The sequence below is a fragment of the Variovorax endophyticus genome, assembly GCF_025376855.1.
Classification (GTDB): domain Bacteria; phylum Pseudomonadota; class Gammaproteobacteria; order Burkholderiales; family Burkholderiaceae_C; genus Variovorax.
The window spans coordinates 126,145-145,780 of the sequence record NZ_JAHUTH010000013.1 but is presented as its reverse complement, the minus strand read 5'-3'; the positions used below and the strand labels follow the sequence as shown (position 1 = coordinate 145,780).

Below are 19,636 nucleotides of genomic sequence, written 5' to 3'. Positions count from 1 at the left end.
GCCGCGCGCGCCGCGCTTTCGTGTAGCATCCCGCCCCCGCCGGCCGGTCGCGCAGACCGCCCCGGCGCGGCCCGCCCATGTCCCAGATCGTCGTCGACCGCCTCCTCAAGACCTACCGCATCGCCGAGCGCGACCCCGGCGTGCTCGGTGCCGTGCGCGGCCTGCTGCACCGCCGCCATCGCACGGTCGAGGCGCTCGCGGGCGTGTCCTTCGCGCTCGAGCGCGGCGAGCTGCTGGGCTTCATCGGTCCCAACGGCGCGGGCAAGTCCACCACCATCAAGATCCTCTCGGGCATCCTGCGGCCCGATGGCGGCAGCGTGCGCATCGACGGGCGCGATCCCTTCGCCGACCGCGAGCGCCACGTGGGCCGCATCGGCGTGGTGTTCGGCCAGCGCACCCAGCTGTGGTGGGACCTGCCGGTGGGCGAGGGCTTCGACCTGCTGCGCGACATCTACCGCGTCGACCGCGAGCGCTACCGCCGCACGCGCGACGAGCTGGTCGCGCTGCTGAGCCTCGAGCGCGTGCTCGACCAGCCGGTGCGCCAGCTCTCGCTGGGCCAGCGCATGCGCGCCGAGATTGCGGCCGCGCTGCTGCACGAACCCGAGATCCTGTTCCTCGACGAGCCCACCATCGGCCTCGACGCGCCCTCGAAGCTCGCGGTGCGCGACTTCGTGCGCCGCGCCAACCGCGAGCGCGGCACCACGGTGCTCCTGACCACGCACGACATGCACGACATCGAGGCGCTTGCGCGGCGCGTGATCGTGATCGGCCATGGCCGCGTGCTGGCCGACAGCCCGGTCGAGGCGCTGCGCGCGCAGGTGCTGGCCGAGCGCCGGCTGGTGGTCGATTTCGCGCAGGAAGCGCAATTGCCCGACGACCTCGGCACCCATTGGCCCGGCGTGCGCGTGAACGCGCGCGACGGCCGCACGCTGGTGCTCGACTTCGATCCCGCGGCCGTCTCCGCGCCGGCCTTGATCGCGCGCATCGCGGCCGAGCATGCGGTGGAGGACATCCGGCTCGAGGGGCTGGCGATCGAGGCCGTGATCGCGCGCTTCTATGCGATGCATGGAGCGGCCGACGCATGAAGGAAGGATGGCGCGAGATCGCGCGCCCCTACACCGCGGCCTTCGCCTCGCGCTTTCTGCAGATGCTGCAGTACCGCACCGCCGCGCTCGCGGGCTTCGGCACGCAGTGCTGGTGGGGCGGCATCAAGGTGATGGTGTTCGCGGCCTTCTACGGCGGTGCCTCGGCCGCCGCGCAGGCGCCGATGACGCTCGAGCACGCCATCACCTACACCTGGCTCGCGCAGGGCCTGCTGGTGCTGATGCCCTGGCTGGTCGATCCCGAGGTGGCGCAGTCGGTGCGCACAGGTTCGGTGGCCTACGACCGGCTGCGGCCGGTCGATGCCTATGCGCTCTGGTATGCGCGCAGCGCGGGCTGGATCGCCGCGCGCCTGCTGCCGCGCGCGGCGCTGATGCTGGGCTTCGCCGCCGTCGCGCTGCCGCTGCTGGGGCTCGGCGCCTGGGCCTGGCAGCCGCCGGTGGGCGTGGCGGCCGCGCTGGCCTTCGCGCTGTCGATGGGGCTGGGCCTGGCGCTGTCGACCGCGATGGTGATGCTGCTCAACGTCGCGACCTTGTCGGCGCTCAACGAGCGCGGCATCAACGCGCTGTCGGCGCCGCTGGTGATCGTGCTGTCGGGCAACCTGCTGCCGCTCGCGCTGCTGCCCGATGCCTGGCAGACCGCGCTGCTGGTGCAGCCGCTGGCCGGGCTGATGGACATTCCCGCGCGCCTGTACTTCGGCCAGCTGCGTGGCGCCGACGCGCTGCTCGGGCTCGCGCTGCAATGCTTCTGGATCGCGCTGCTGGTGGTCACCGGCCGCTGGCTGCTGGTGCGCACCATGCGCCGGCTGCAGGTGCAGGGCGGGTGAGCGCGACATGAGCAGGTCCCCGGGATCGATCGCGCTGTTCCTGCGGCTGGTGAAGGCCTCGGTCGGCGCGCAGGCGCGCTACCCGGCCTCGGCGCTGATGCTCACGGCGGGCCAGTTCCTCGTCACCGGCATCGAGGTGGTCGCGGTCTGGGCCATGTTCCACCGCTTCGGCGAGGTGCGCGGCTGGACCCTCGGCGAGGTCGCGCTGTTCTACGGCCTGGTCAACTGCATGTTCGCGCTGGCCGATGCCCTGGGCCGCGGCTTCGACGTGTTGGGCACCGAGTTCCTGCGCAGCGGCGCCTTCGATCGCCTGCTGCTGCGCCCGCGCCCGCTCGCGCTGCAGCTCATGGGCCACGACTTCCGCATCAGCCGCATGGGCCGGCTGCTGCAGGGGCTGGCGGTGATCGGCTTCGCGACCGCGCAGGCCGGCATCGCCTGGACGCCCGAGGCCGTGGCCGTCGCGTTGTTCGCGCTGGCCGGCGGCGTGGCGCTGTTCCTCGGCATCCTGGTGCTGCAGGGCACGCTGGCCTTCTGGACCGTCGAGAGTCTGGAGATCGCCAACGTGCTGACCTACGGCGGCGTGCAGGCGGCGCAGTACCCGCTCGCGCTCTACGCGCGCTGGTTCCGGCGCCTGCTTACCTTCGCGGTGCCGCTGGCTTGCGTGGCCTATTACCCCGCGCTGCTGATCCTCGGGCGGCCCGATCCGCTCGGCGCGCCGCACTGGGTGGGCTGGGCGTCGCCGCTGGCGGGCTTCGTGTTCCTCGCGCTGGCGTTCCGCGTCTGGGGGCTCGGCTTGAGGCACTACGCCTCGACGGGCAGTTGAATTCGGACTTCCGGACGCGAAGAACGCGAAGGTTTCGCGAAGGGCGCGAAGAAAACCTACTTGTTTCTCTTTGGCGTCCTTCGCGAAACCTTCGCGTCCTCTGCGTCCGGCTGCCCGCTTCCGCGTTATCCCGCGCTCTGCAGCGCCAGCCCCGCGTGTTCGCGCAGCGGGTGGAAATGGATCTTCGGGAAGCGTTCCTGCGCCAGCCGCACGTCGTACGGCGAGGTGCACAGGAAGGCCAGCGTGTCGGCCGCGTCCTTGGCCATGCGCTGCGGATAGGCGTTGACGAACTCGCGCAGCTCGGCCGGCGTGTCGGCCGTGATCCAGCGCGCGCCGGTGTACTGGCAGCCCTCGAGCCGCACGTCGGCGTCGTACTCGGCCTTCAGCCGGTGCTGCACCACTTCGAACTGCAGCTGGCCGACCGCGCCCAGCAGCATCGGGCCGCCGATCTCGGGGCGGAACACCTGGATCGCGCCCTCCTCGCCGAGCTGCGCCAGGCCCTGCTGCAGCTGCTTGGTGCGCAGCGGGTTCTTGAGGATCACGGTCATGAACAGCTCGGGCGCGAAGAAGGGCAGGCCGGTGAACTGCAGGCTCGCGCCGTCGGTGATGGTGTCGCCGAGCTGCACGCCGCCATGGGTGGTGAAGCCCACGATGTCGCCCGCGTAGGCTTCCTCGACCGCCTCGCGGCGCTGGCTCATGAAGGTCACGACGCTGGTGGGGCGCAGTTCCTTGGCGGTGCGCTGCACCTTGAGCTTCATGCCCGGCGTGTACTTGCCCGAGGCCATGCGCACGAAGGCGATGCGGTCGCGGTGGTTGGCGTCCATGTTGGCCTGCACCTTGAAGACCACGCCCGCGAAGTCCTTGTCCTCGGGCTGGATCTCCTTCGTCACCGGCTGGCGGTTGACCAGCGTGGTGCTGGTGCGCGACTGCGGCGAGGGCGCGAGGTCGACCAGCGCGTCGAGCACTTCCATCACGCCGAAGTTGTTCACGCCCGAGCCGAAGAACACCGGCGTCTGCTTGCCCGCGAGGAAGGCCTCGCGGTCCCAGGTGGGCGAGGCGCCGGTGGCGAGCTCCATGCTCTCCATCGCGGTCTCGAAGTCGGCGCCGAAGCGCTTGGCGAGGGTGTCGCGCTCGCTCAAGGGGATGGTCTCGAAGTCCTGCGGCAGGCGTTCGCTGCCCGACTCGAACACCGTCATGGCCTGCGTGCGCAGGTTCATGATCCCGCGGAAGCTCTTGCCCTGGCCCACGGGCCAGGTCATCGGCACGCAGGGCATGCCGAGCTCGCGCTCCACCTCGTCGAGGATGTCGAGCGGCTCGCGCACCTCGCGGTCCATCTTGTTGACGAAGGTGATGATCGGCGTGTCGCGCTGGCGGCAGACCTCGATCAGGCGCCGCGTCTGCGCTTCCACGCCGTTGGCCGCGTCGATCACCATCAGCGCCGAGTCGACCGCCGTGAGCACGCGGTAGGTGTCTTCCGAGAAGTCCTTGTGGCCGGGCGTGTCGAGCAGGTTGATCACGTGGTCGCGGTACAGCATCTGCATCACCGACGAGGCCACCGAGATGCCGCGCTGCTTCTCGATCTCCATCCAGTCGGAGGTCGCATGGCGCGAGGCCTTGCGCGCCTTCACCGAGCCGGCGATCTGGATCGCGCCGGAGAACAGCAGCAGCTTCTCGGTCAGCGTGGTCTTGCCGGCGTCGGGGTGGGAAATGATCGCGAAGGTGCGGCGGCGGCGGGTTTCGGAGGCGAAAGACACGGTAGGGCCAGGTAGAAGGGGTCGGTCGGGCGAACCGGCGATTGTCGCAGGTCACCCCGCGGACCGCACCCCTGCCTTTCAGTTGTGCCCCTGGGGCAGCGACAGCGCGTCGTCGGCCGCGACGAAGCGCCGCGAGGCCTTCGGATCGCGAAACACCAGCGGCTGCGCCGGCGGCTCGCCCGCGTCGGCGCGGCGCACGGCCTCCAGCACCTCGCCGTGCGCGGGGCTCTTGGCGCACACCGGGTCGGCCGCCGCGGCGTCGTGCGCCAGCATGTAGGCCTGGCAGCGGCAGCCGCCGAGGTCGCGCTCCTTGTGCTCGCAGCTGCTGCACGGTTCCTTCATCCAGCCGGTGCCGCGGTAGCGGTTGAAGCCTTCCGAGTCGCGCCAGGCGCTGCGCACGCTGGTCTCGCGCAGGTTCGGGAACGCGAGGCCCGGCAGCATGCGCGCCGTGTGGCAGGGCAGGGCGGTGCCGTCGGGCGCGACCGTCATGAACATGCTGCCCCAGCCGTTCACGCATTTCTTGGGCGCGGCCTCGTGGTAGTCGGGCGCCACGAAGAAGATCCGCATGCGGCCGTCGAGCTTGCGGCGCCAGGCTTCGGTGGCGGCCTCGGCCTTGCGCATCTGCTCGCGCGTGGGCAGCAGGTGGGCACGGTTCTCGCGCGCCCAGGCGTAGTACTGGGTGTTGGCGAGCTCGAGGTACTCGGCGCCCATGGCCTCGGCCATCTCCACGATGCGGTCGATGTGGTCGATGTTGAGCCGGTGGATCACCACGTTGAGCACCATCGGCCAGCCGTTGGCCTTGATCAGGCCGGCCACCTTCCGCTTGAGGTCGAAGGTCTTCGTGTGCGAGAGGAAGTCGTTCAGCTCGCGCGTGGAGTCCTGGAACGAGAGCTGCACGTGGTCCAGGCCCGCGGCCTTGAGCGCCGCCGCGCGCGCCTCGCTCAGGCCCACGCCCGAGGTCAGCAGGTTGGTGTAGTAGCCCAGGCGCCGGGCCTCGGCCACCAGCACCTCGAGGTCGTCGCGCAGCAGCGGCTCGCCGCCCGAGAAGCCGCACTGCACCGCGCCCAGTTCGCGTGCCTCGCGCAGCACGCGCAGCCAGTCCTCGGTAGGCAGCTCGTCGGCATGGCCGGCGAAATCGACCGGGTTGTAGCAGAAGGCGCAGTGCAGCGGGCAGCGGTAGGTGAGCTCGGCCAGCAGCCACAGCGGCGGACCCGGCAGCGCCGCCGTCGCGCTCACTTCAGCACCACCCAGCGCTGCGCGAGCGCGATCTCGAGGAAGGCCAGCACCTCCTTGCCGAGGCCGGTGGTGTCGAAGCATTCCTCGAGGTCGAGCACGATCGCGCGCACGTCGCCTCGGCCGTCGCAGCGCTTGAGGATCTCGCCCGCGCTCTGGTTGAGCTTGACCATGCCCTCGGGGTAGAGCAGCACGTGGCAGTCCTGCGCGGGCTCCCACTGCAGCCTAAAGCCCTCGGCGATGCCGGGCCGGCTGTCGAGCGTGGGCGCGCTCATGCGGCACCTCCCTCGGCGGCCGGCGTCACGCCGTAGGCCAGGGCCATCGCATCGTTCATGGCCCAGAGGATGTCGAGCTTGAACTGCAGGATGTCGAGCGCGCGCTCCTGCTGCGCGCGCGTGGCGAAGTGCTCGAGCGTGAGCGCCAGGCCCTGCTCGACGTCGCGCCGCGCCTGGCTCACGCGGTTGCGGAAGTAGGCGAGGCCGCCGGGCTCGATCCACGGATAGTGCTCGGGCCAGCCGGCCAGCCGCTGCTTGTGGATCTCGGGCGCGAACAGCTCGGTCAGCGAGGAGCACACGGCCTCCTGCCAGGGCGCGCGGCGTGCGAAGTTCACGTAGGCATCGACCGCGAAGCGCATCGCGGGCGTCACGTGGCGCAGGTCGACGATCTCCTCGCGCGTGAGGCCGGTCGCGACGCCGAGGCCGATCCAGGCCTCGATGCCGCCGGGATCGTCGCCGCTGCCGTCGTGGTCGACGATGCGCTGCACCCAGCCGCGCCGCACCTCGCGCTCGGGGCAGTTGGAGAGGATCGCCGCGTCCTTCACCGGAATCGCGATCTGGTAGTAGAAGCGGTTCGCGGCCCAGCCGCGCACCTGCGCGGGCGTGGCGCGGCCCTCGTTGAGCATGCGGTTGAACGGATGGTGGATGTGATAGGCCTTGCCCCTGGCGCGCAGCTGCGCCTCGAACTCGGCGTGGCTCCAGGCCGGCTCGCCGCTGGGCGCGCGCGGCGGCGCGAGGGAGATGTCGATGAGGGCGATGATGGGCTCCTGGGTCCTGGCTGTCCGTTCGTCGTGCTCAGAGCACGACCTCCATGCCGTCGAAGGCGACCTCGATGCCGCGCCGGTCGAGCTCGGCGCGCTCGGGCGAGTCCTCGTCGAGGATCGGGTTGGTGTTGTTGATGTGGATCAGCACCTTGCGCGTGCGCGCGGGCAGGTCGGCCAGCCACTCGAGCATGCCGCCCGGTCCCGACTGCGGCAGGTGGCCGATGCTGCGGCCGGTCTTGCGGCTGAAGCCCAGCGCGATCATCTCGTCGTCGCGCCAGAAGGTGCCGTCGACCATCACGCAGTCGGCCGCGCGCATCGCGGCATCGACCTCGGGGCTGTGCGCGCCGAGGCCCGGCGCATAGAAGGCGCTGCGGCCGCTCGCGGTGTCGGTCAGCGTGAGGCCGATGTTGTCGCCGGGCACGGGATGCTCGCGGTGCGGCGAGTAGGGCGCGGCCTTGCCGACCAGCGCGAGCGCGCGCAGCGCCAGGCCGCTCACGCCCGGCACCTCGAAGCCGCGGCCGTCGAGCGGCAGCTCGTGGTGCGCGACGCCGCAGAAATGCGAGAGCACGCGCAGGATCGGGTTGCCCTGCGTGAGGTCTTCGTACACCGGCCCGGTGCACCACAGCGGCAGCGGCGCGCCACGCTCGCGCAGCATGTAGAGGCCGGTCGAATGGTCGACCTGCCCGTCGACCAGCACCACGCCCGCGATGCCGGTGTCGCGCGGGCCGCGTCCGGGCTGCAGCGCGGGCGTGGCCTTGATCTGTTCGAGGATGTCGGGCGAGGCGTTGACCAGCACCCAGTCGTCGCCCGTGTCGCCCTTGGCGCAGATCGAGGACTGCGTGCGCGCGCGGGCGCGCACGGTGCCCGCGCGCAGGCCGGCGCAGTTCGCGCAATTGCAGTTCCACTGCGGAAAGCCGCCACCGGCGGCGGCGCCCAGGACGCGGATGTGCATGCGGTGCGGCGCCGCGCGGCGGCGCGAGAGAAGGGGGAGGGGAAAGCGAAACCGGCACGGACCGCCGAAGCGGGCCGTGCCGGAAAGGGCGTGGCGCTCAGCGCGCCGCCACGTACATCGTGATCTCGAAGCCGAAGCGGAAGTCGGTGGCTTGAGGGGTGGTCCAGGTCATGAAGTCTCCTTGAGGAATTCCATTCGCAGGCGAAGGCCGATGGGCGCCTTCGGAAGCGGCGAAAGCGCGCTCCGCGGACAGCATACCCAGTTTGAGGGGGGCGCGCAGCGTGGTTGCAGTACCCGTCGCGGCGTGGGCGCGGTCCGACGGCGTAGCATCGCCTGCATGCTGGAGGCACTTGGTTCTACATGCGATGGCGCGGGGCGACTCGACGTGGGCGAGGGCCATCGGCTGCACTGGGAGAGCACCGGTGCAGCCGCCGGACGCGCCGCGCTCGTGCTGCATGGCGGGCCCGGTTCGGGCGGCTCGCCGGCGCTCGCGCGCGGCTTCGATCCACAGCGCTATCGCGTGGTCGCCTTCGACCAGCGCGGCGCGGGACGCAGCACGCCGCGCGGCGAGACGCGCCACAACCGCACCGAGCTGCTGATCGCCGACATCGAGGCACTGCGGCACCACCTGGGCATCGCGCGCTGGCTGGTGGTCGGCGGTTCGTGGGGCGCGACGCTGGCGCTGGCCTATGCGGCGCGCCATCCCGAAGCGGTCGACGGGCTGCTGCTGCGCGGACTGTTCGTGCCGAGCGCATCGGAGTTGCATTGGAGCTTCGAGGGCGCGCGCGCGACCCATGCCGAAGCAGGGTCGCGGCTGGCCGGCGCGGTCTCGCTGGCCGGGGGCGCGCCGTTGCTGCCCGCGTTGTGTCGCGTGTTCGCGGGCGACGACCTCGCAACGCAATCGCGCGCGACGCTCGCCTGGCTGGCCTGGGAGCATGCGCAGGGCGGCCAGTCCGGCGCCGCGCCCGAGCCGCAAGGCGATGCGCTGCAACGCGCGATCGATCGCTACAAGGTGATGGCGCACTACCTCGCACACCGCTGCTGGCTCGCGGACGGCGACGCGGTGAGGTGGGGCGCGCTCGACGCGCTGCGCGACCACCCGGTGCTGTTCCTGCACGGTGAACTCGACCGGACCTGTCGCCCGGCCGCCGCTCGAGCCGTACAGCGCCTGCTGCCCGCGAGCCGCTTCGAAACCGTGCCCGGCGCGGGCCACGATCCCTTCCATCCCGCGATGGCGCAGCGCATGGCGCGCGCGCTCGATGCCTTCGCGGCACGAGGCCGCTTCGACCCACCCGTTCAGAACGCCTCGGTCACCCCGTAGGCCCGCATCTGCGCCTCGACCTGCGCGACGTCCTGGCACAGCACGACGAGATCGTGCGCGCGGCCCTCGCGGTCCTTCACGTGCTTGCTCAGCAGCGCCTCGGGCCGGAAGCCCAGCGCCTGGAACACCGCGATCGCGCCGCGCTGGTCCACGGTCATCTGCGCCACCACCTTCTCGTGGCCCTGTTCCATCGCGAGCGCGCAGCCCTCCTGCGCGAGCTGCTGGCCCAGGCCGCTGCCGCGCAGGGCAGGCTCGACCAGCACGCGCAGCTCGGCCACATGGCGCGACCACGAATGCGGATCGCGGATCACCGCCGCGCAGCCCAGCACCTTGTCGTCGCGAACCGCGAGCACGCTGTCGATGTCGCCGCGCGCGATGGCGCGCACCCAGGCGTCCATCACCTTGGGCTGCGTGATGTCGCGCGGCAGGAACAGCAGATCGTGCGCGGGCAGCGCCTGCGCGAAGGCCAGCACCGCGCCGGCATCGGCGGCGTCCATGCGGCGCAGCGCGATCTCGCCGTCGGCATGCGGCAGCGTGCGCGGATAGAGCCGGGTCGAACCCGGGTTCGTCGAGGTGTCTGCGGCATTCGTCATGTGGATCGCACTCCCAGCCATTCGTCGAGCTTCGGCCACAGCCGGCGCACCGCGTTCGGTCCCGCGGCCAGGCTCACATGGCCGCCCTTGAGCACCACTTCCTCCTTGTCCGCCGATCCGATGCCCGCGATCAGCGGCGCGCCCGCCTCATAGGGAACGATGTGGTCGTGCTGCGCGAGCGCATGCAGCACCGGCACCTCGATGTCGGCGAGGCGCACCGGCCGCCCGCCGATCGAGAGCTCGCCTTTCAGCAGCTTGTTGCCCCACATCAGCTCCTTCACGGTCTGGCGGAAGTACTCTCCCGCCAGCGGCAGCATCTCGGCGCCCCAGCGGTCGAACATGCGGTAGGACTTGACGAACTCGTCGTTCGCCATGTTGTCCCACAGCTGCACCAGGCCCGCGCCGCGGCCCGCGGGGCGCAGCATGTCGAAGGAGGCGAACAGCATCTCGGGCGGCACGTTTCCCACGCTGTCGACCAGCCGGTCGACGTCGAAGTAGCGCTGGTCGGACCAGGCATGGAACATCGTCATGCGGCTGAAGTCGATCGGCGTGGTGAACAGCGCGAGGTTCTTCAGCGGCCCGCCGGGATGCAGCGCGGCATAGAGCGTGGAGAGTACGCCGCCCATGCAGTAGCCGACGATGCTCACGTCCTCCTCGCCCGAGCGTTGCTGCACGCGGCGGATCGAGTCGGGAATGAAGTCGAGCACGTAGTCCTCGATGCGCAGCCGCTTCTCCTGCGGCCGCGGCGCATTCCAGTCCATCATGTAGACGTCGTAGCCCTGCTTGAGCAGGTGCTCGACCATGCTCTGGCCCGGCGCGAGGTCGAGGATGTAGCCCTTGTTGGTGGTGGCCATCACGATCAGCACCGGCACGCGGTAGATCTCGTCGACCATCGGCCGGTAGTGGTAGAGGCTCAGCGTGCCGCGGCGGTGGATCTCGTCCTTGGGCGTGAGCCCGACCGCGGGCGTGGCGCTGGTCAGGAACTCCAGGCCCTTGATGTTGCGCTGGATGGTGCGCTCGATCTCGGCGCGCAGGTCGGGCAGCACCGGCAGCTCGGCGGCGGGCGTGCTCATGGCCGCGGGCGGCGGGTGCGGGCCGGGGCCTTCTTCGCGGGTGCTGGCGGCGCGGCCGCCATCGAGGGTGGCTGTTTCGTGCGCCGCGGTGCCGCGGGCCGCGGTTGCGGCGCCGTACCGCCCTCCTCGAGCTGTCGCGCGATCCGCGCCAGATGGTCGTCGATGTGCTGCAGCTGCTCGGACAGCGCCTGCAGGTCGGCGCGCGTGGGCAGGTTCAGCATCGTGAGCAGCCGCGCCATCAGGTCGGCCAGCGCCTTCTGCGCGCCCAGCGAGGCATTCATGCCGCCGTGCATGCCCTGCCGGAACGGATCGGAGGCCATGGCCTCGTTGGCGAACGCATTGGTGCTCTTTTCCCATTGCGCGCTGAGCTCGCGCCAGATCGCCATGGGGTCGAGGGGAGAGGAGGACTGGGTCATGGCCGCACACCGGGTTCGTCGTCGGGAGGCCGCGCCGTGCGCCGGCGCGGCGCCTGGGCCGCGCGCTATTTGCGCTGCAGCATCTTCGTGACCTCGTCGACGTTCGACTGGATGCGCTGGCGCACCACCTCGAAGGCATCGGCCTGCGACTTGGCCGCGAGATTGGCGAGTTCCTTGATGTCGTCGACCGCGCGCTGGAACGACTGGCGGCCGAGCGCGTCGAGCTTGGCGAGGCTTTCCTTCGGGTCCTTGCCGGGGATGTCCTTGGCGGCGGCCTGCCAGTCGGTGATCGCGCTCTTGATCATCTCGGTCTGGCGCTGCACCACGGTCTGCAGGCCCTGGAACGACTTTTCGTTGGCCTGCATCAGCGCCTGCAGGTCCTTGCGGCCGCTGTCGAGCAGCTTGCTCGCGCCGTCGGTCATGTTGAGGTTCTGCAGCCGCTCGGCCATGCCCTTGAGCGGGTTGAGCATGTCGGCCGCGCTCGGGGCCGCCTTTTTCGCGGCGCTTCCGCTGCTGCTGGCAGTGGTCTTCTTGGCGGCGGCTTTCTTGGCAGTGGCCATGGTGCGGAATCTCCTGAGGACGTTGGACAAGATGGTGGCGGGACCGGCCGCGCACGCGCGCGGTCCGCCGCCACGATACGCCGCGGCGACCCTGCCGCGGCGGTCGCGGCCGCGGATTTGCCTGGGGGATTTCCCGAAGGGATGGTGTGCGCCGCGGCGCCGGCGATCGATGCGGTGTCGCCGGGTAGCGGCAACGGCTTACATCGGCGGCGTGAAGCCGTCGCGCCCGGCCACCACGCGCAGCGCGGTCGGCGTGCCGTTGCGCTCCTGCGCATTGACCAGCACCTTGGCGCCCGGCACCAGCAGCGCCTCGGTGCCGGGGCGGAAGGTCACGACCGGCACGTCGCGCGGCACGATCACGGTCTTCTCGCCGCCCTTGTAGGTCAGGCGCAGCTGCTGTCCGCCGCGCACCGAGCGCGGCGCGGCCGCGAGGTCGGCCACGGTCGCGTTGGTCATGGTGCTCCGCGGCTGCAGGTCCCACGGATAGTGGCCCTCGCCGCTGCCGCGCGCGGCCTCGGGGAACACCAGCACCTCGAGCGCCTTCTGGGTGCCGTCGGGCTGCGGCATCGCGGCGGTGCCGACGAAGCTGCCCTTCCTGATGTCGGACAGCTTGATGCGGTAGACCTCCGACAGCGGCATGTCCGCGGGCCGCGCAAGGCTCACGACCTCGCCGTCGCGGTCCTTGACGACGAGCTTCTTCGCGTCGGCGTAGACCAGCGTGCCGCGCACCCGCACCACCGGTTGCGTGGCCGAAGCCTGCTGTGCGAGGGACAGGCCCGGCAAGGTGGCGAGGCCGAGCAGGGCTGCCGTGCAGAGCGCACGGCGCGCGGTGGGGGACGGGGGCGCGGACAGGCGGGATGAGGGCATCGGAGGGCTTTCGCTGAAAAGGAAAAGAAGGCAAGCCGCGTTGTACGCCCCGACTCTGAGCCCTGCATGACGCGGGGTGCCGGCGCCTCCGCGCGTTCCGTGATGTGGGAAGCCCCGGCCGTTGGCGCCCGTGTCCGGCACGTCTACAATCCGCCGCTTCCGAGGAGCGTTGCAGCGCCGCCAGGCGTGAGGCTCGGACCCATCGCAACCACGCTCATCCGCTGTTCTCGCGGTGAGTCTTTTCCCCCGATCGCAGTGGCCTCGTTCAAACACAGTTCTGGAGTTCACTTCACATGAGCGCTGTTCTCAAGCCCACCCCTGTTTCGTCCGCCGACCAGGCGATCGCCGACCTTTCGCTCGCCGCCTGGGGCCGCAAGGAAATCCGCATCGCCGAAACCGAGATGCCCGGTCTGATGGCCATCCGCGAGGAATTCGCCAAGAGCCAGCCGCTCAAGGGCGCGCGCATCACCGGCTCGCTGCACATGACGATCCAGACCGCGGTGCTGATCGAGACGCTGCAGGCCCTCGGCGCGCAGGTGCGCTGGGCCTCGTGCAACATCTTCTCGACGCAGGACCACGCGGCCGCCGCGATCGCCGCGTCGGGCACGCCGGTGTTCGCGATCAAGGGCGAGTCGCTCAAGGATTACTGGGACTACACCCACGCCATCTTCGACTTCGGTCCCAAGGACTCGAAGGGCGAAGGCCCGAACATGATCCTCGACGACGGCGGCGATGCCACGCTGCTGATGCACCTGGGCCAGCGCGCCGAGAAGGACCTGGGCGTGATCGCCAACCCGGGCAGCGAGGAGGAGCGCATTCTCTTCGCCGCGATCAAGGCCAAGCTGGCCGTCGATGCCACCTGGTACACGCGCAAGTCGGCCGAGATCATCGGCGTGACTGAGGAAACCACCACCGGCGTGCACCGCCTCAACGAGATGAGCGCCAAGGGCACGCTGCTGTTCCGCGCCATCAACGTCAACGACTCGGTCACCAAGAGCAAGTTCGACAACCTCTACGGTTGCCGCGAATCGCTGGTCGACGGTATCAAGCGCGCGACCGACGTGATGATCGCCGGCAAGGTGGCCTGCGTGGCCGGCTACGGCGACGTGGGCAAGGGCTCGGCCCAGGCGCTGCGCGCGCTGTCGGCGCAGGTGTGGGTCACCGAGATCGACCCGATCAACGCGCTGCAGGCCGCGATGGAAGGCTACAAGGTCGTGACGATGGAGTACGCGGCCGACAAGGCCGACATCTTCGTGACGACCACCGGCAACAAGGACGTGATCCGCCACGAGCACATGGCCGCCATGAAGGACCAGGCCATCGTCTGCAACATCGGCCACTTCGACAACGAGATCGACGTCGCGTCGATCGAGAAGTACGAATGGGAAGAGATCAAGCCGCAGGTCGACCACGTCACCTTCCCCGACGGCAAGAAGATCATCCTGCTGGCCAAGGGCCGCCTGGTGAACCTGGGCTGCGGCACGGGTCACCCGAGCTTCGTGATGTCCTCGTCGTTCGCGAACCAGACCATCGCGCAGATCGAGCTGTTCACCAAGCCCGACGCCTACCAGGCCGGCAAGGTCTACGTGCTGCCCAAGCACCTCGACGAGAAGGTCGCGCGCCTGCACCTGAAGAAGGTCGGCGCCATGCTCACCGAGCTGACCGACGCCCAGGCCGCCTACATCGGCGTGAGCAAGAACGGCCCCTACAAGCCGGACACCTACCGCTACTGATCGCCGCGCATGCGAGCCGACCAGTTGCTGGTGGAACGCGGCCTCGCCGCCTCGCGCTCGCAGGCCGTGCGGCTCATTGCCGGCGGCATGCGCTGGCGCGATGCGGGCTCGACCGATGCGTGGCGTTCGGTCGCGAAGAACCGCGACGAGGTGCCCGAGTCGGCCGAGCTCGAGCTCGACGACGCGGCCGAGGCGCGCTATGTCTCGCGCGGCGGGCTCAAGCTCGAAGGCGCGCTCGAGGCCAGCGGCGTCGATGCCGCCGGCAAGCTGTGCCTCGACGTGGGCCAGTCGACCGGCGGCTTCACCGACTGCCTGCTGCAGCGCGGCGCCGCCCGGGTGGTGGGCGTCGATGTCGGCCACGGGCAGCTGCATGCGAAGCTGCGCGAGGACGCGCGCGTGCTCGCCATCGAAGGCGTCAATGCGCGCGCGCTTTCGGCCGACGACCTGCAGGAAGAGGGCGAGGAGCCCTTTGCCGAGCGCTTCGACCTGATCGTCGGCGACCTGTCCTTCATCTCGCTCACGCTGGTGCTGCCGGCCGTGGTGCAGTTCCTCGCGGACGACGGGCAGCTGCTGATGCTGGTCAAGCCGCAGTTCGAGCTGCAGCCGGGCCAGGTCGGCAAGGGCGGCATCGTGCGCGACGCGGCGATGTACGAGATCGTCGAGAAGCGCCTGCGCGATGCCTGCGCCGCGCTCGAGCTGCGCGTGCTGCGCTGGTTCGACAGCCCGATCGCCGGCGGCGACGGCAACCGCGAGTTTTTCATTCACGCCGTGCGCGCGACGGGCGCGGGCGGTTCCTAAGGAGACGCAGGTGCGCCTTCCGCTGAGTTTCGAATTCTTCCCGACCAAGACGCCCGAAGGCGCGGTCAAGCTGCGCGCGGCACGCCAGCAGCTCTATGCGCGCAAGCCCGAGTTCTGCTCGGTCACCTACGGCGCGGGCGGCTCCACCCACCAGGGCACCTTCGGCGCGGTGCAGGAAATCCTGTCCGAGGGCGTGGACGCGGCCAGCCATTTCTCGTGCATCGGCGCCACGCGCGAGACGGTGCGCGCGCAGCTCGCCGAGCTCAAGGCCATGGGCGTGAAGCGCCTGGTGGCGCTGCGCGGCGACCTGCCCAGCGGCTACGGCGCGGGCGGCGAGTTCCAGTACGCGAGCGACCTCGTGGCCTTCATCCGCGCGGAGACCGGCCGCGACTTCCACATCGAGGTGGCCTGCTATCCCGAGGTGCATCCGCAGGCGCGTTCGCCCGAGGCCGACCTGCAGGCCTTCGCGGCCAAGGTGAAGGCCGGCGCCGATTCGGCGATCACGCAGTACTTCTTCAGCGCCGACGCCTACTTCCGCTTCGTCGACGAGGCGCGAGCGCTCGGCATCGACACGCCGATCGTGCCCGGCATCATGCCGATCACCAGCTCGACGCAGCTGATGCGTTTCTCGGACGCCTGCGGCGCAGAGATCCCGCGCTGGATCCGGCTGCGGCTGCAGGCCTTCGGCGACGACACGGCCTCGATCAAGGCCTTCGGCCTCGATGTCGTGACCGACCTTTGCGCGCGGCTGCGCGAGGGCGGCGTGCCAGCGCTGCACTTCTACACGATGAACCAGTCGGCGGCCACGCTGGCTGTCCTGGAGCGCCTGGATTGAGAGGGGCGGCGCGGGCGCCTGGCTCGCTGCGCGGGGCGCTTCGCGCCGCGCTCGTGGCCTGCACCTGCGCGCTCGCTGGCTGCGCCATGCCGCCGGCGACCGAGGGCGGCGCGGCGCCGGACACCGTGGCGCAGGAGAGCCTGTCGCCGATCCCGCGCCAGATGACCGTGCCACCCGGCGCCGAGCCGCGTTCGAACGTGCCCTCGGTGCGCTACGACCTCGCGGTGACCGGGCCCGATGAACTTCCCGCCGACGGCCTGCCGGGCGACGAGCCGCGCGGGGAGGTGTTCGAGCGCGGCGGCGCCTCCTGGTACGGCATCCAGTTCCACCAGCGCCGCACCGCCAGCGGCGAGCGCTTCGACATGGGCGCCCTGACGGCCGCGCACAAGACCCTGCCCTTCAACACGCGCGTGTGCGTGCGCAGCCTCGTCAACGGCAAGGAAGTGCTGGTGCGCGTGAACGACCGCGGCCCCTACACCCAGGGCCGCGTGATCGACCTGAGCCGCGCCGCGGCCGACCGCATCGGGCTCGCGAGCCTGGGCATCAAGCAGGTGGCGCTGACCGTCATCGACCGCGAGGGCATGCGTTGCGACGGCGAGCTCGCGGAGCCGGGCGAGGCCGACGCGCCGTCGCTCGAGGTGGCGCCGGTGCGGCCGCCGCAGGCCCGGCCCGCGGCAACGCGCAAGGCGCCGGTACGCCGCGCGCCGGCACGGCGGCGCTGAGCGGATCAGCCCGCGGCGTCGATCGTGAAGCCCGCGTTGCGGTCCTGCCCCAGCTTCTGCACCAGCTGCGGCAGCGCCGCTTCGAGCAGCGGCTTGAGCGTGTAGGGTGGATTGATCAGAAACATGCCGCTGGCCGGCAGGCCCGGGCGGCGCGTTTCGCCGCTGGGCGCGGTCGTGATCTTGCTCGACTTGACCGTCAGCGTGACGTTGAGCGAGGACTTGCCGGCCTTGGTGGCCATGGTCTTGAGCCGGCGCGGCAGGTCGTGCGCCTCGGGCCGCGGAATGATCGGATACCAGACCGCGTAGGTGCCGGTGGCGAAGCGCTTGAGCGCCTCGGCCATGAAGTCGAGCACCCGGCCGTAGTCGGTCTTGAGCTCGTAGCTCGGGTCCATCAGCACCAGCGCGCGCCGCGAGGGCGGCGGCAGGAACTTGGTGGCGCTGCCGAAGCCGTCCTCGTGCAGCACGGCGATCTGGCGGCCGGCCTCGAGCTGCGCGATGTTGGCCGTGAGCGTGCGGCTGTCGGTGGGATGCAGCTCGAACAGCTTGAGCCGGTCGTGGTCGCGCAGCAGGTGCTGCACGATGAACGGCGAGCCCGGGTAGACGCGGGCGCCGCCCTTGGCATTGAAGTCGTGGATCACCTCGAGGTAGCGCGCGAGCGCGTCGGCCAGCGGGGCCTCGGCTTCCTGGGCGGCCTTCTTGGCGGGGACGCCCGCCGCGGGAGCCGGCGCGGGCGTGGCCTTGGGGTCGGCGACCAGGCGCAGCACGCCCTCGGCGGCCTCGCCGCTGGTGCCCGCGTAATCGCCATCGAGCCGGTACAGGCCCGCGCCCGCGTGGGTGTCGACCACCGTCAGCGCGGTCTCCTTTTCGAGCATGTGATCGAGCGTGGCGATCAGCACCAGGTGCTTGAGCACGTCGGCGTGATTGCCGGCATGGAAGGCGTGGCGGTAGCTGAACATGAGAAGAAATACCTAAAAGGTGGAGGCATGCATCCGGCGGGATCGCTAGACTCGCGCGCCGGAAACATTAATTAACAAGAGGGACGCCAATGCGTGGAGCAGGGTGGAGATTCTGGGGCCTGTGCGTGGGTGCGGGCGTTTTGTCCATTTTGACGGGGTGTGCGTCGGTGACGCACGGCACCCAGCAGAGCGTGAAGATCGAGACGCTGACGGAGGCCGGAAAGACCGTCGAGGGTGCCAAATGCACGCTCACGAACGACCGCAACGGCATCGTGATGCGCTCGGGCGAAAGCGTCTCGGTGCGCCGTTCGGGCGCGCTGCTGAACATCGAATGCACGCAGCCGGGCCTGGCGCCGGCCACGGGGCAGGCGATTTCGCGCGTCAACACGGGCATGGTGGGCAACATCCTGATCGGCGGCGTGCTGGGCGCGGCCATCGATTCGGGCACCGGCGCCGGTTTCAACTACCCGAGCTGGATGCAGCTGGTGTTCGGCGAGGTGCGCAGCTTCGACCGCAGCGGCCAGACCGGCGACCAGGCGCTGGCGGGCACCCGCATCGGCGAGACCAAGCTGGCGGCGCCCTCCGTCGTGCCGCCGCCGCCCACGGCCATCGCGGTGACGCCACCGCCCCAGGTCGCGCCCGCACCCGCGCCTGCACCGACACCGCCGGTGGCCGCCGTGCCGCCACCGGCGCCGCGCGCCGTCGGCGCGCGCGTTTCGATGGACGATCTCGGCGCGCTGCTTCCCGCCAAGCCATGAGGACTCGCGTTCTCTGCCTGGCGGCACTGCTGGCCGCCGGCCCCGCCGCGGCGCTCGAGCCCGACGTGCTGTTCGCCAAGGTGTCGGGCAGCGTCTGGGCCATCCGCACCTTCGACGCCCAGTCCCGGCCGCTCAGCGCCGGCAGCGCGGTCGTGATCGCGCCCGGCCGGCTCGTGACCAACTGCCACGTGCTGGCCAAGGCCAGCAGCTTCGTCGTGCGCCAGGAGAACGTGGCCTACGGCGCCACTCTCGAGTACCCCGATCCGCAGCGCGACCTGTGCCAGGTCAAGGTGGCGAACTTCACCGCGCCGCCGGTGGCGCTGGCGCCCGCGGGCAGCGCGCGCGTGGGCCAGCGCGTCTATGCCATCGGCAATCCGCGCGGCCTCGAGAACACGCTCAGCGACGGCATCCTGTCGGGCCTGCGCGGCGAAGAGGGCGAGCGCCTGCTGCAGACCACCGCGGCCATCGCACCGGGCTCGAGCGGCGGCGGGCTGTTCGACAGCGAAGGCCGGCTGCTGGGTATCACGACCTTTGCCGCCAAGGACGGCGGCAGCCTGAATTTCGCAGTGCCGGCGGAATGGCTGGCCGAGCTGCCGGCGCGCGCGAAGACCGCGCTGGAAGCACGCACCAGCGGCGCCGACGGCAACGGCCGCGGCGCGCCCGCAGCCGGCCGTCCGGGGGCGCCACGGCTCGGCGAGGTGTTCGAATACGTGCTGATCGACGGCCTCACGGGCGTGCGGACGCCGGTGCGCTATCGGGTCGACCGGATCGAGGGCGAGAACGTCTATTTCAACCAGGGCGGGCGGGTCGAGAAGGCCGATGGCCAACTGGTGTCGGCGACCTCGCCGGCCGGCGGGCTGTTCGACGCCGCCTCGCCGCCCGGAGGCTGGACTCGTCCCGCGATGACGCCGGGCATGCGCTGGCGCAGCGAGTACACCTCGGCCTCCAGCGGGGAGAAGGCACGCTACGAGCTCGATGCCACGGTGATCGGCACGAGCCGCATGACCGTCGACGGCGAGGCGCTGAATGTGCAGCAGATCGCCTACGAGGGCTGGATGTTCGCGCTGGTGGGCACCGGACCCGCGCAGGCGCTGCCCTTCAAGGCGACGGCCTCCTACGCGCCCGACATGGGCCGGGTGGTCCGTTTCGAGGCCGAATACCGCCGCGCCTACCTCGGCATGACGCGCGAGACGCTGGAGCTGGTGCGGGTCTGGCGCTGAGCCCGGAGCGGGCGTTTCGGGGGCTCGAGGCCGCGGCGATCCGGAAAATTGCCCGC

22 protein-coding genes and 1 riboswitch are annotated in these 19,636 nt (G+C 70.8%); of the genes, 10 read left to right on the top strand and 12 right to left on the bottom strand.

What is annotated here, in order from left to right:
• The first annotated feature begins 77 nt into the window (after window positions 1-77).
• From KV106_RS18665 to KV106_RS18655, 3 genes are read left to right on the top strand one after another with little or no spacing between them, the layout of a single operon-like run.
• The gene (locus tag KV106_RS18665) at window positions 78-1,085 is read left to right on the top strand and encodes an ABC transporter ATP-binding protein (RefSeq protein ID WP_209543818.1); all 1,008 of its coding nucleotides are present in this window, start codon (window positions 78-80) and stop codon (window positions 1,083-1,085) included.
• Complete coding sequence (locus tag KV106_RS18660; RefSeq protein WP_261211607.1) at window positions 1,082-1,927, top strand: ABC transporter permease; 846 nt, start codon at window positions 1,082-1,084, stop codon at window positions 1,925-1,927. Before KV106_RS18665 ends, KV106_RS18660 begins: the two co-directional genes overlap by 4 nt.
• A 7-nt stretch (window positions 1,928-1,934) precedes the next feature.
• Window positions 1,935-2,750 (top strand): ABC transporter permease, encoded by an 816-nt coding sequence (locus KV106_RS18655; protein ID WP_261211606.1) that lies wholly within the window; start codon window positions 1,935-1,937, stop codon window positions 2,748-2,750.
• A gap of 125 nt (window positions 2,751-2,875) precedes the next feature.
• Here KV106_RS18655 and KV106_RS18650 read toward each other — a convergent pair whose 3' ends face one another.
• From KV106_RS18650 to pqqA, 6 genes are all read right to left on the bottom strand, one after another.
• On the bottom strand, window positions 2,876-4,504 hold the full coding sequence (locus tag KV106_RS18650; protein WP_261211605.1) for a peptide chain release factor 3: 1,629 nt from the start codon (window positions 4,502-4,504) through the stop codon (window positions 2,876-2,878).
• Between the two features lie 78 nt (window positions 4,505-4,582).
• Window positions 4,583-5,740 carry a pyrroloquinoline quinone biosynthesis protein PqqE gene (gene pqqE, locus KV106_RS18645; RefSeq protein WP_261211604.1) on the bottom strand — a complete coding sequence of 386 codons (1,158 nt, stop codon included), beginning with the start codon at window positions 5,738-5,740 and terminating at the stop codon, window positions 4,583-4,585.
• The gene (gene pqqD / locus KV106_RS18640; RefSeq protein WP_261211603.1) at window positions 5,737-6,012 is read right to left on the bottom strand and encodes a pyrroloquinoline quinone biosynthesis peptide chaperone PqqD; all 276 of its coding nucleotides are present in this window, start codon (window positions 6,010-6,012) and stop codon (window positions 5,737-5,739) included. The genes pqqE and pqqD overlap by 4 nt, the downstream gene beginning before the upstream one ends.
• Window positions 6,009-6,755 carry a pyrroloquinoline-quinone synthase PqqC gene (gene pqqC / locus KV106_RS18635; RefSeq protein WP_261211666.1) on the bottom strand — a complete coding sequence of 249 codons (747 nt, stop codon included), beginning with the start codon at window positions 6,753-6,755 and terminating at the stop codon, window positions 6,009-6,011. The genes pqqD and pqqC overlap by 4 nt, the downstream gene beginning before the upstream one ends.
• 52 nt (window positions 6,756-6,807) lie before the next feature.
• Window positions 6,808-7,728 carry a pyrroloquinoline quinone biosynthesis protein PqqB gene (gene pqqB / locus KV106_RS18630; RefSeq protein WP_261211601.1) on the bottom strand — a complete coding sequence of 307 codons (921 nt, stop codon included), beginning with the start codon at window positions 7,726-7,728 and terminating at the stop codon, window positions 6,808-6,810.
• A gap of 97 nt (window positions 7,729-7,825) precedes the next feature.
• Window positions 7,826-7,900: a pyrroloquinoline quinone precursor peptide PqqA gene (gene pqqA, locus KV106_RS40095; protein WP_172705269.1), complete on the bottom strand. Its 75-nt coding sequence runs from the start codon at window positions 7,898-7,900 to the stop codon at window positions 7,826-7,828.
• 165 nt (window positions 7,901-8,065) lie between these two features.
• Between pqqA and KV106_RS18625 the strand changes: the two genes are divergently transcribed.
• Window positions 8,066-9,049 (top strand): alpha/beta fold hydrolase, encoded by a 984-nt coding sequence (locus KV106_RS18625; protein WP_261211599.1) that lies wholly within the window; start codon window positions 8,066-8,068, stop codon window positions 9,047-9,049.
• On the opposite strand, the gene KV106_RS18620 is transcribed toward KV106_RS18625, so the two are convergent.
• From KV106_RS18620 to KV106_RS18600, 5 genes are all read right to left on the bottom strand, one after another.
• Window positions 9,025-9,642, bottom strand: a complete 618-nt coding sequence (locus KV106_RS18620) for a GNAT family N-acetyltransferase (RefSeq protein ID WP_261211597.1) — start codon at window positions 9,640-9,642, stop codon at window positions 9,025-9,027. The genes KV106_RS18625 and KV106_RS18620 overlap by 25 nt on opposite strands.
• The gene (locus tag KV106_RS18615; protein WP_261211595.1) at window positions 9,639-10,715 is read right to left on the bottom strand and encodes an alpha/beta fold hydrolase; all 1,077 of its coding nucleotides are present in this window, start codon (window positions 10,713-10,715) and stop codon (window positions 9,639-9,641) included. Before KV106_RS18615 ends, KV106_RS18620 begins: the two co-directional genes overlap by 4 nt.
• A complete protein-coding gene (locus KV106_RS18610) occupies window positions 10,712-11,131 on the bottom strand; it encodes a hypothetical protein (RefSeq protein ID WP_057590751.1) in 420 nt (139 codons plus the stop codon). The genes KV106_RS18615 and KV106_RS18610 overlap by 4 nt, the downstream gene beginning before the upstream one ends.
• A 65-nt stretch (window positions 11,132-11,196) precedes the next feature.
• Window positions 11,197-11,691 (bottom strand): TIGR01841 family phasin, encoded by a 495-nt coding sequence (gene phaP, locus KV106_RS18605; protein ID WP_261211592.1) that lies wholly within the window; start codon window positions 11,689-11,691, stop codon window positions 11,197-11,199.
• A gap of 198 nt (window positions 11,692-11,889) precedes the next feature.
• A complete protein-coding gene (locus KV106_RS18600) occupies window positions 11,890-12,558 on the bottom strand; it encodes a hypothetical protein (RefSeq protein WP_261211591.1) in 669 nt (222 codons plus the stop codon).
• 155 nt (window positions 12,559-12,713) lie between these two features.
• Window positions 12,714-12,781, top strand: a riboswitch (S-adenosyl-L-homocysteine riboswitch).
• Window positions 12,782-12,851: 70 nt separating this feature from the next.
• Here KV106_RS18600 and ahcY point away from each other — a divergent pair.
• From ahcY to KV106_RS18580, 4 genes are all read left to right on the top strand, one after another.
• Window positions 12,852-14,291, top strand: a complete 1,440-nt coding sequence (gene ahcY, locus KV106_RS18595) for an adenosylhomocysteinase (RefSeq protein WP_261211590.1) — start codon at window positions 12,852-12,854, stop codon at window positions 14,289-14,291.
• 9 nt (window positions 14,292-14,300) lie between these two features.
• Entirely contained in the window at window positions 14,301-15,089 is a 789-nt protein-coding gene (locus KV106_RS18590) for a TlyA family RNA methyltransferase (RefSeq protein ID WP_261211589.1), read from the top strand.
• A 10-nt stretch (window positions 15,090-15,099) separates the two neighbouring features.
• The gene (gene metF / locus KV106_RS18585) at window positions 15,100-15,924 is read left to right on the top strand and encodes a methylenetetrahydrofolate reductase [NAD(P)H] (RefSeq protein ID WP_057590756.1); all 825 of its coding nucleotides are present in this window, start codon (window positions 15,100-15,102) and stop codon (window positions 15,922-15,924) included.
• Between the two features lie 86 nt (window positions 15,925-16,010).
• Window positions 16,011-16,646, top strand: coding sequence for a septal ring lytic transglycosylase RlpA family protein (locus tag KV106_RS18580; protein WP_261211588.1), 636 nt, complete (start codon window positions 16,011-16,013; stop codon window positions 16,644-16,646).
• A 5-nt stretch (window positions 16,647-16,651) separates the two neighbouring features.
• On the opposite strand, the gene KV106_RS18575 is transcribed toward KV106_RS18580, so the two are convergent.
• Window positions 16,652-17,602 (bottom strand): 23S rRNA (adenine(2030)-N(6))-methyltransferase RlmJ, encoded by a 951-nt coding sequence (locus KV106_RS18575; RefSeq protein ID WP_261211587.1) that lies wholly within the window; start codon window positions 17,600-17,602, stop codon window positions 16,652-16,654.
• A gap of 167 nt (window positions 17,603-17,769) precedes the next feature.
• Between KV106_RS18575 and KV106_RS18570 the strand changes: the two genes are divergently transcribed.
• Both KV106_RS18570 and KV106_RS18565 read left to right on the top strand, forming a co-directional pair.
• Window positions 17,770-18,360, top strand: coding sequence for a hypothetical protein (locus KV106_RS18570; protein ID WP_261211585.1), 591 nt, complete (start codon window positions 17,770-17,772; stop codon window positions 18,358-18,360).
• Window positions 18,357-19,580 (top strand): S1C family serine protease, encoded by a 1,224-nt coding sequence (locus tag KV106_RS18565; protein WP_261211584.1) that lies wholly within the window; start codon window positions 18,357-18,359, stop codon window positions 19,578-19,580. The genes KV106_RS18570 and KV106_RS18565 overlap by 4 nt, the downstream gene beginning before the upstream one ends.
• Window positions 19,581-19,636 lie beyond the last annotated feature (56 nt).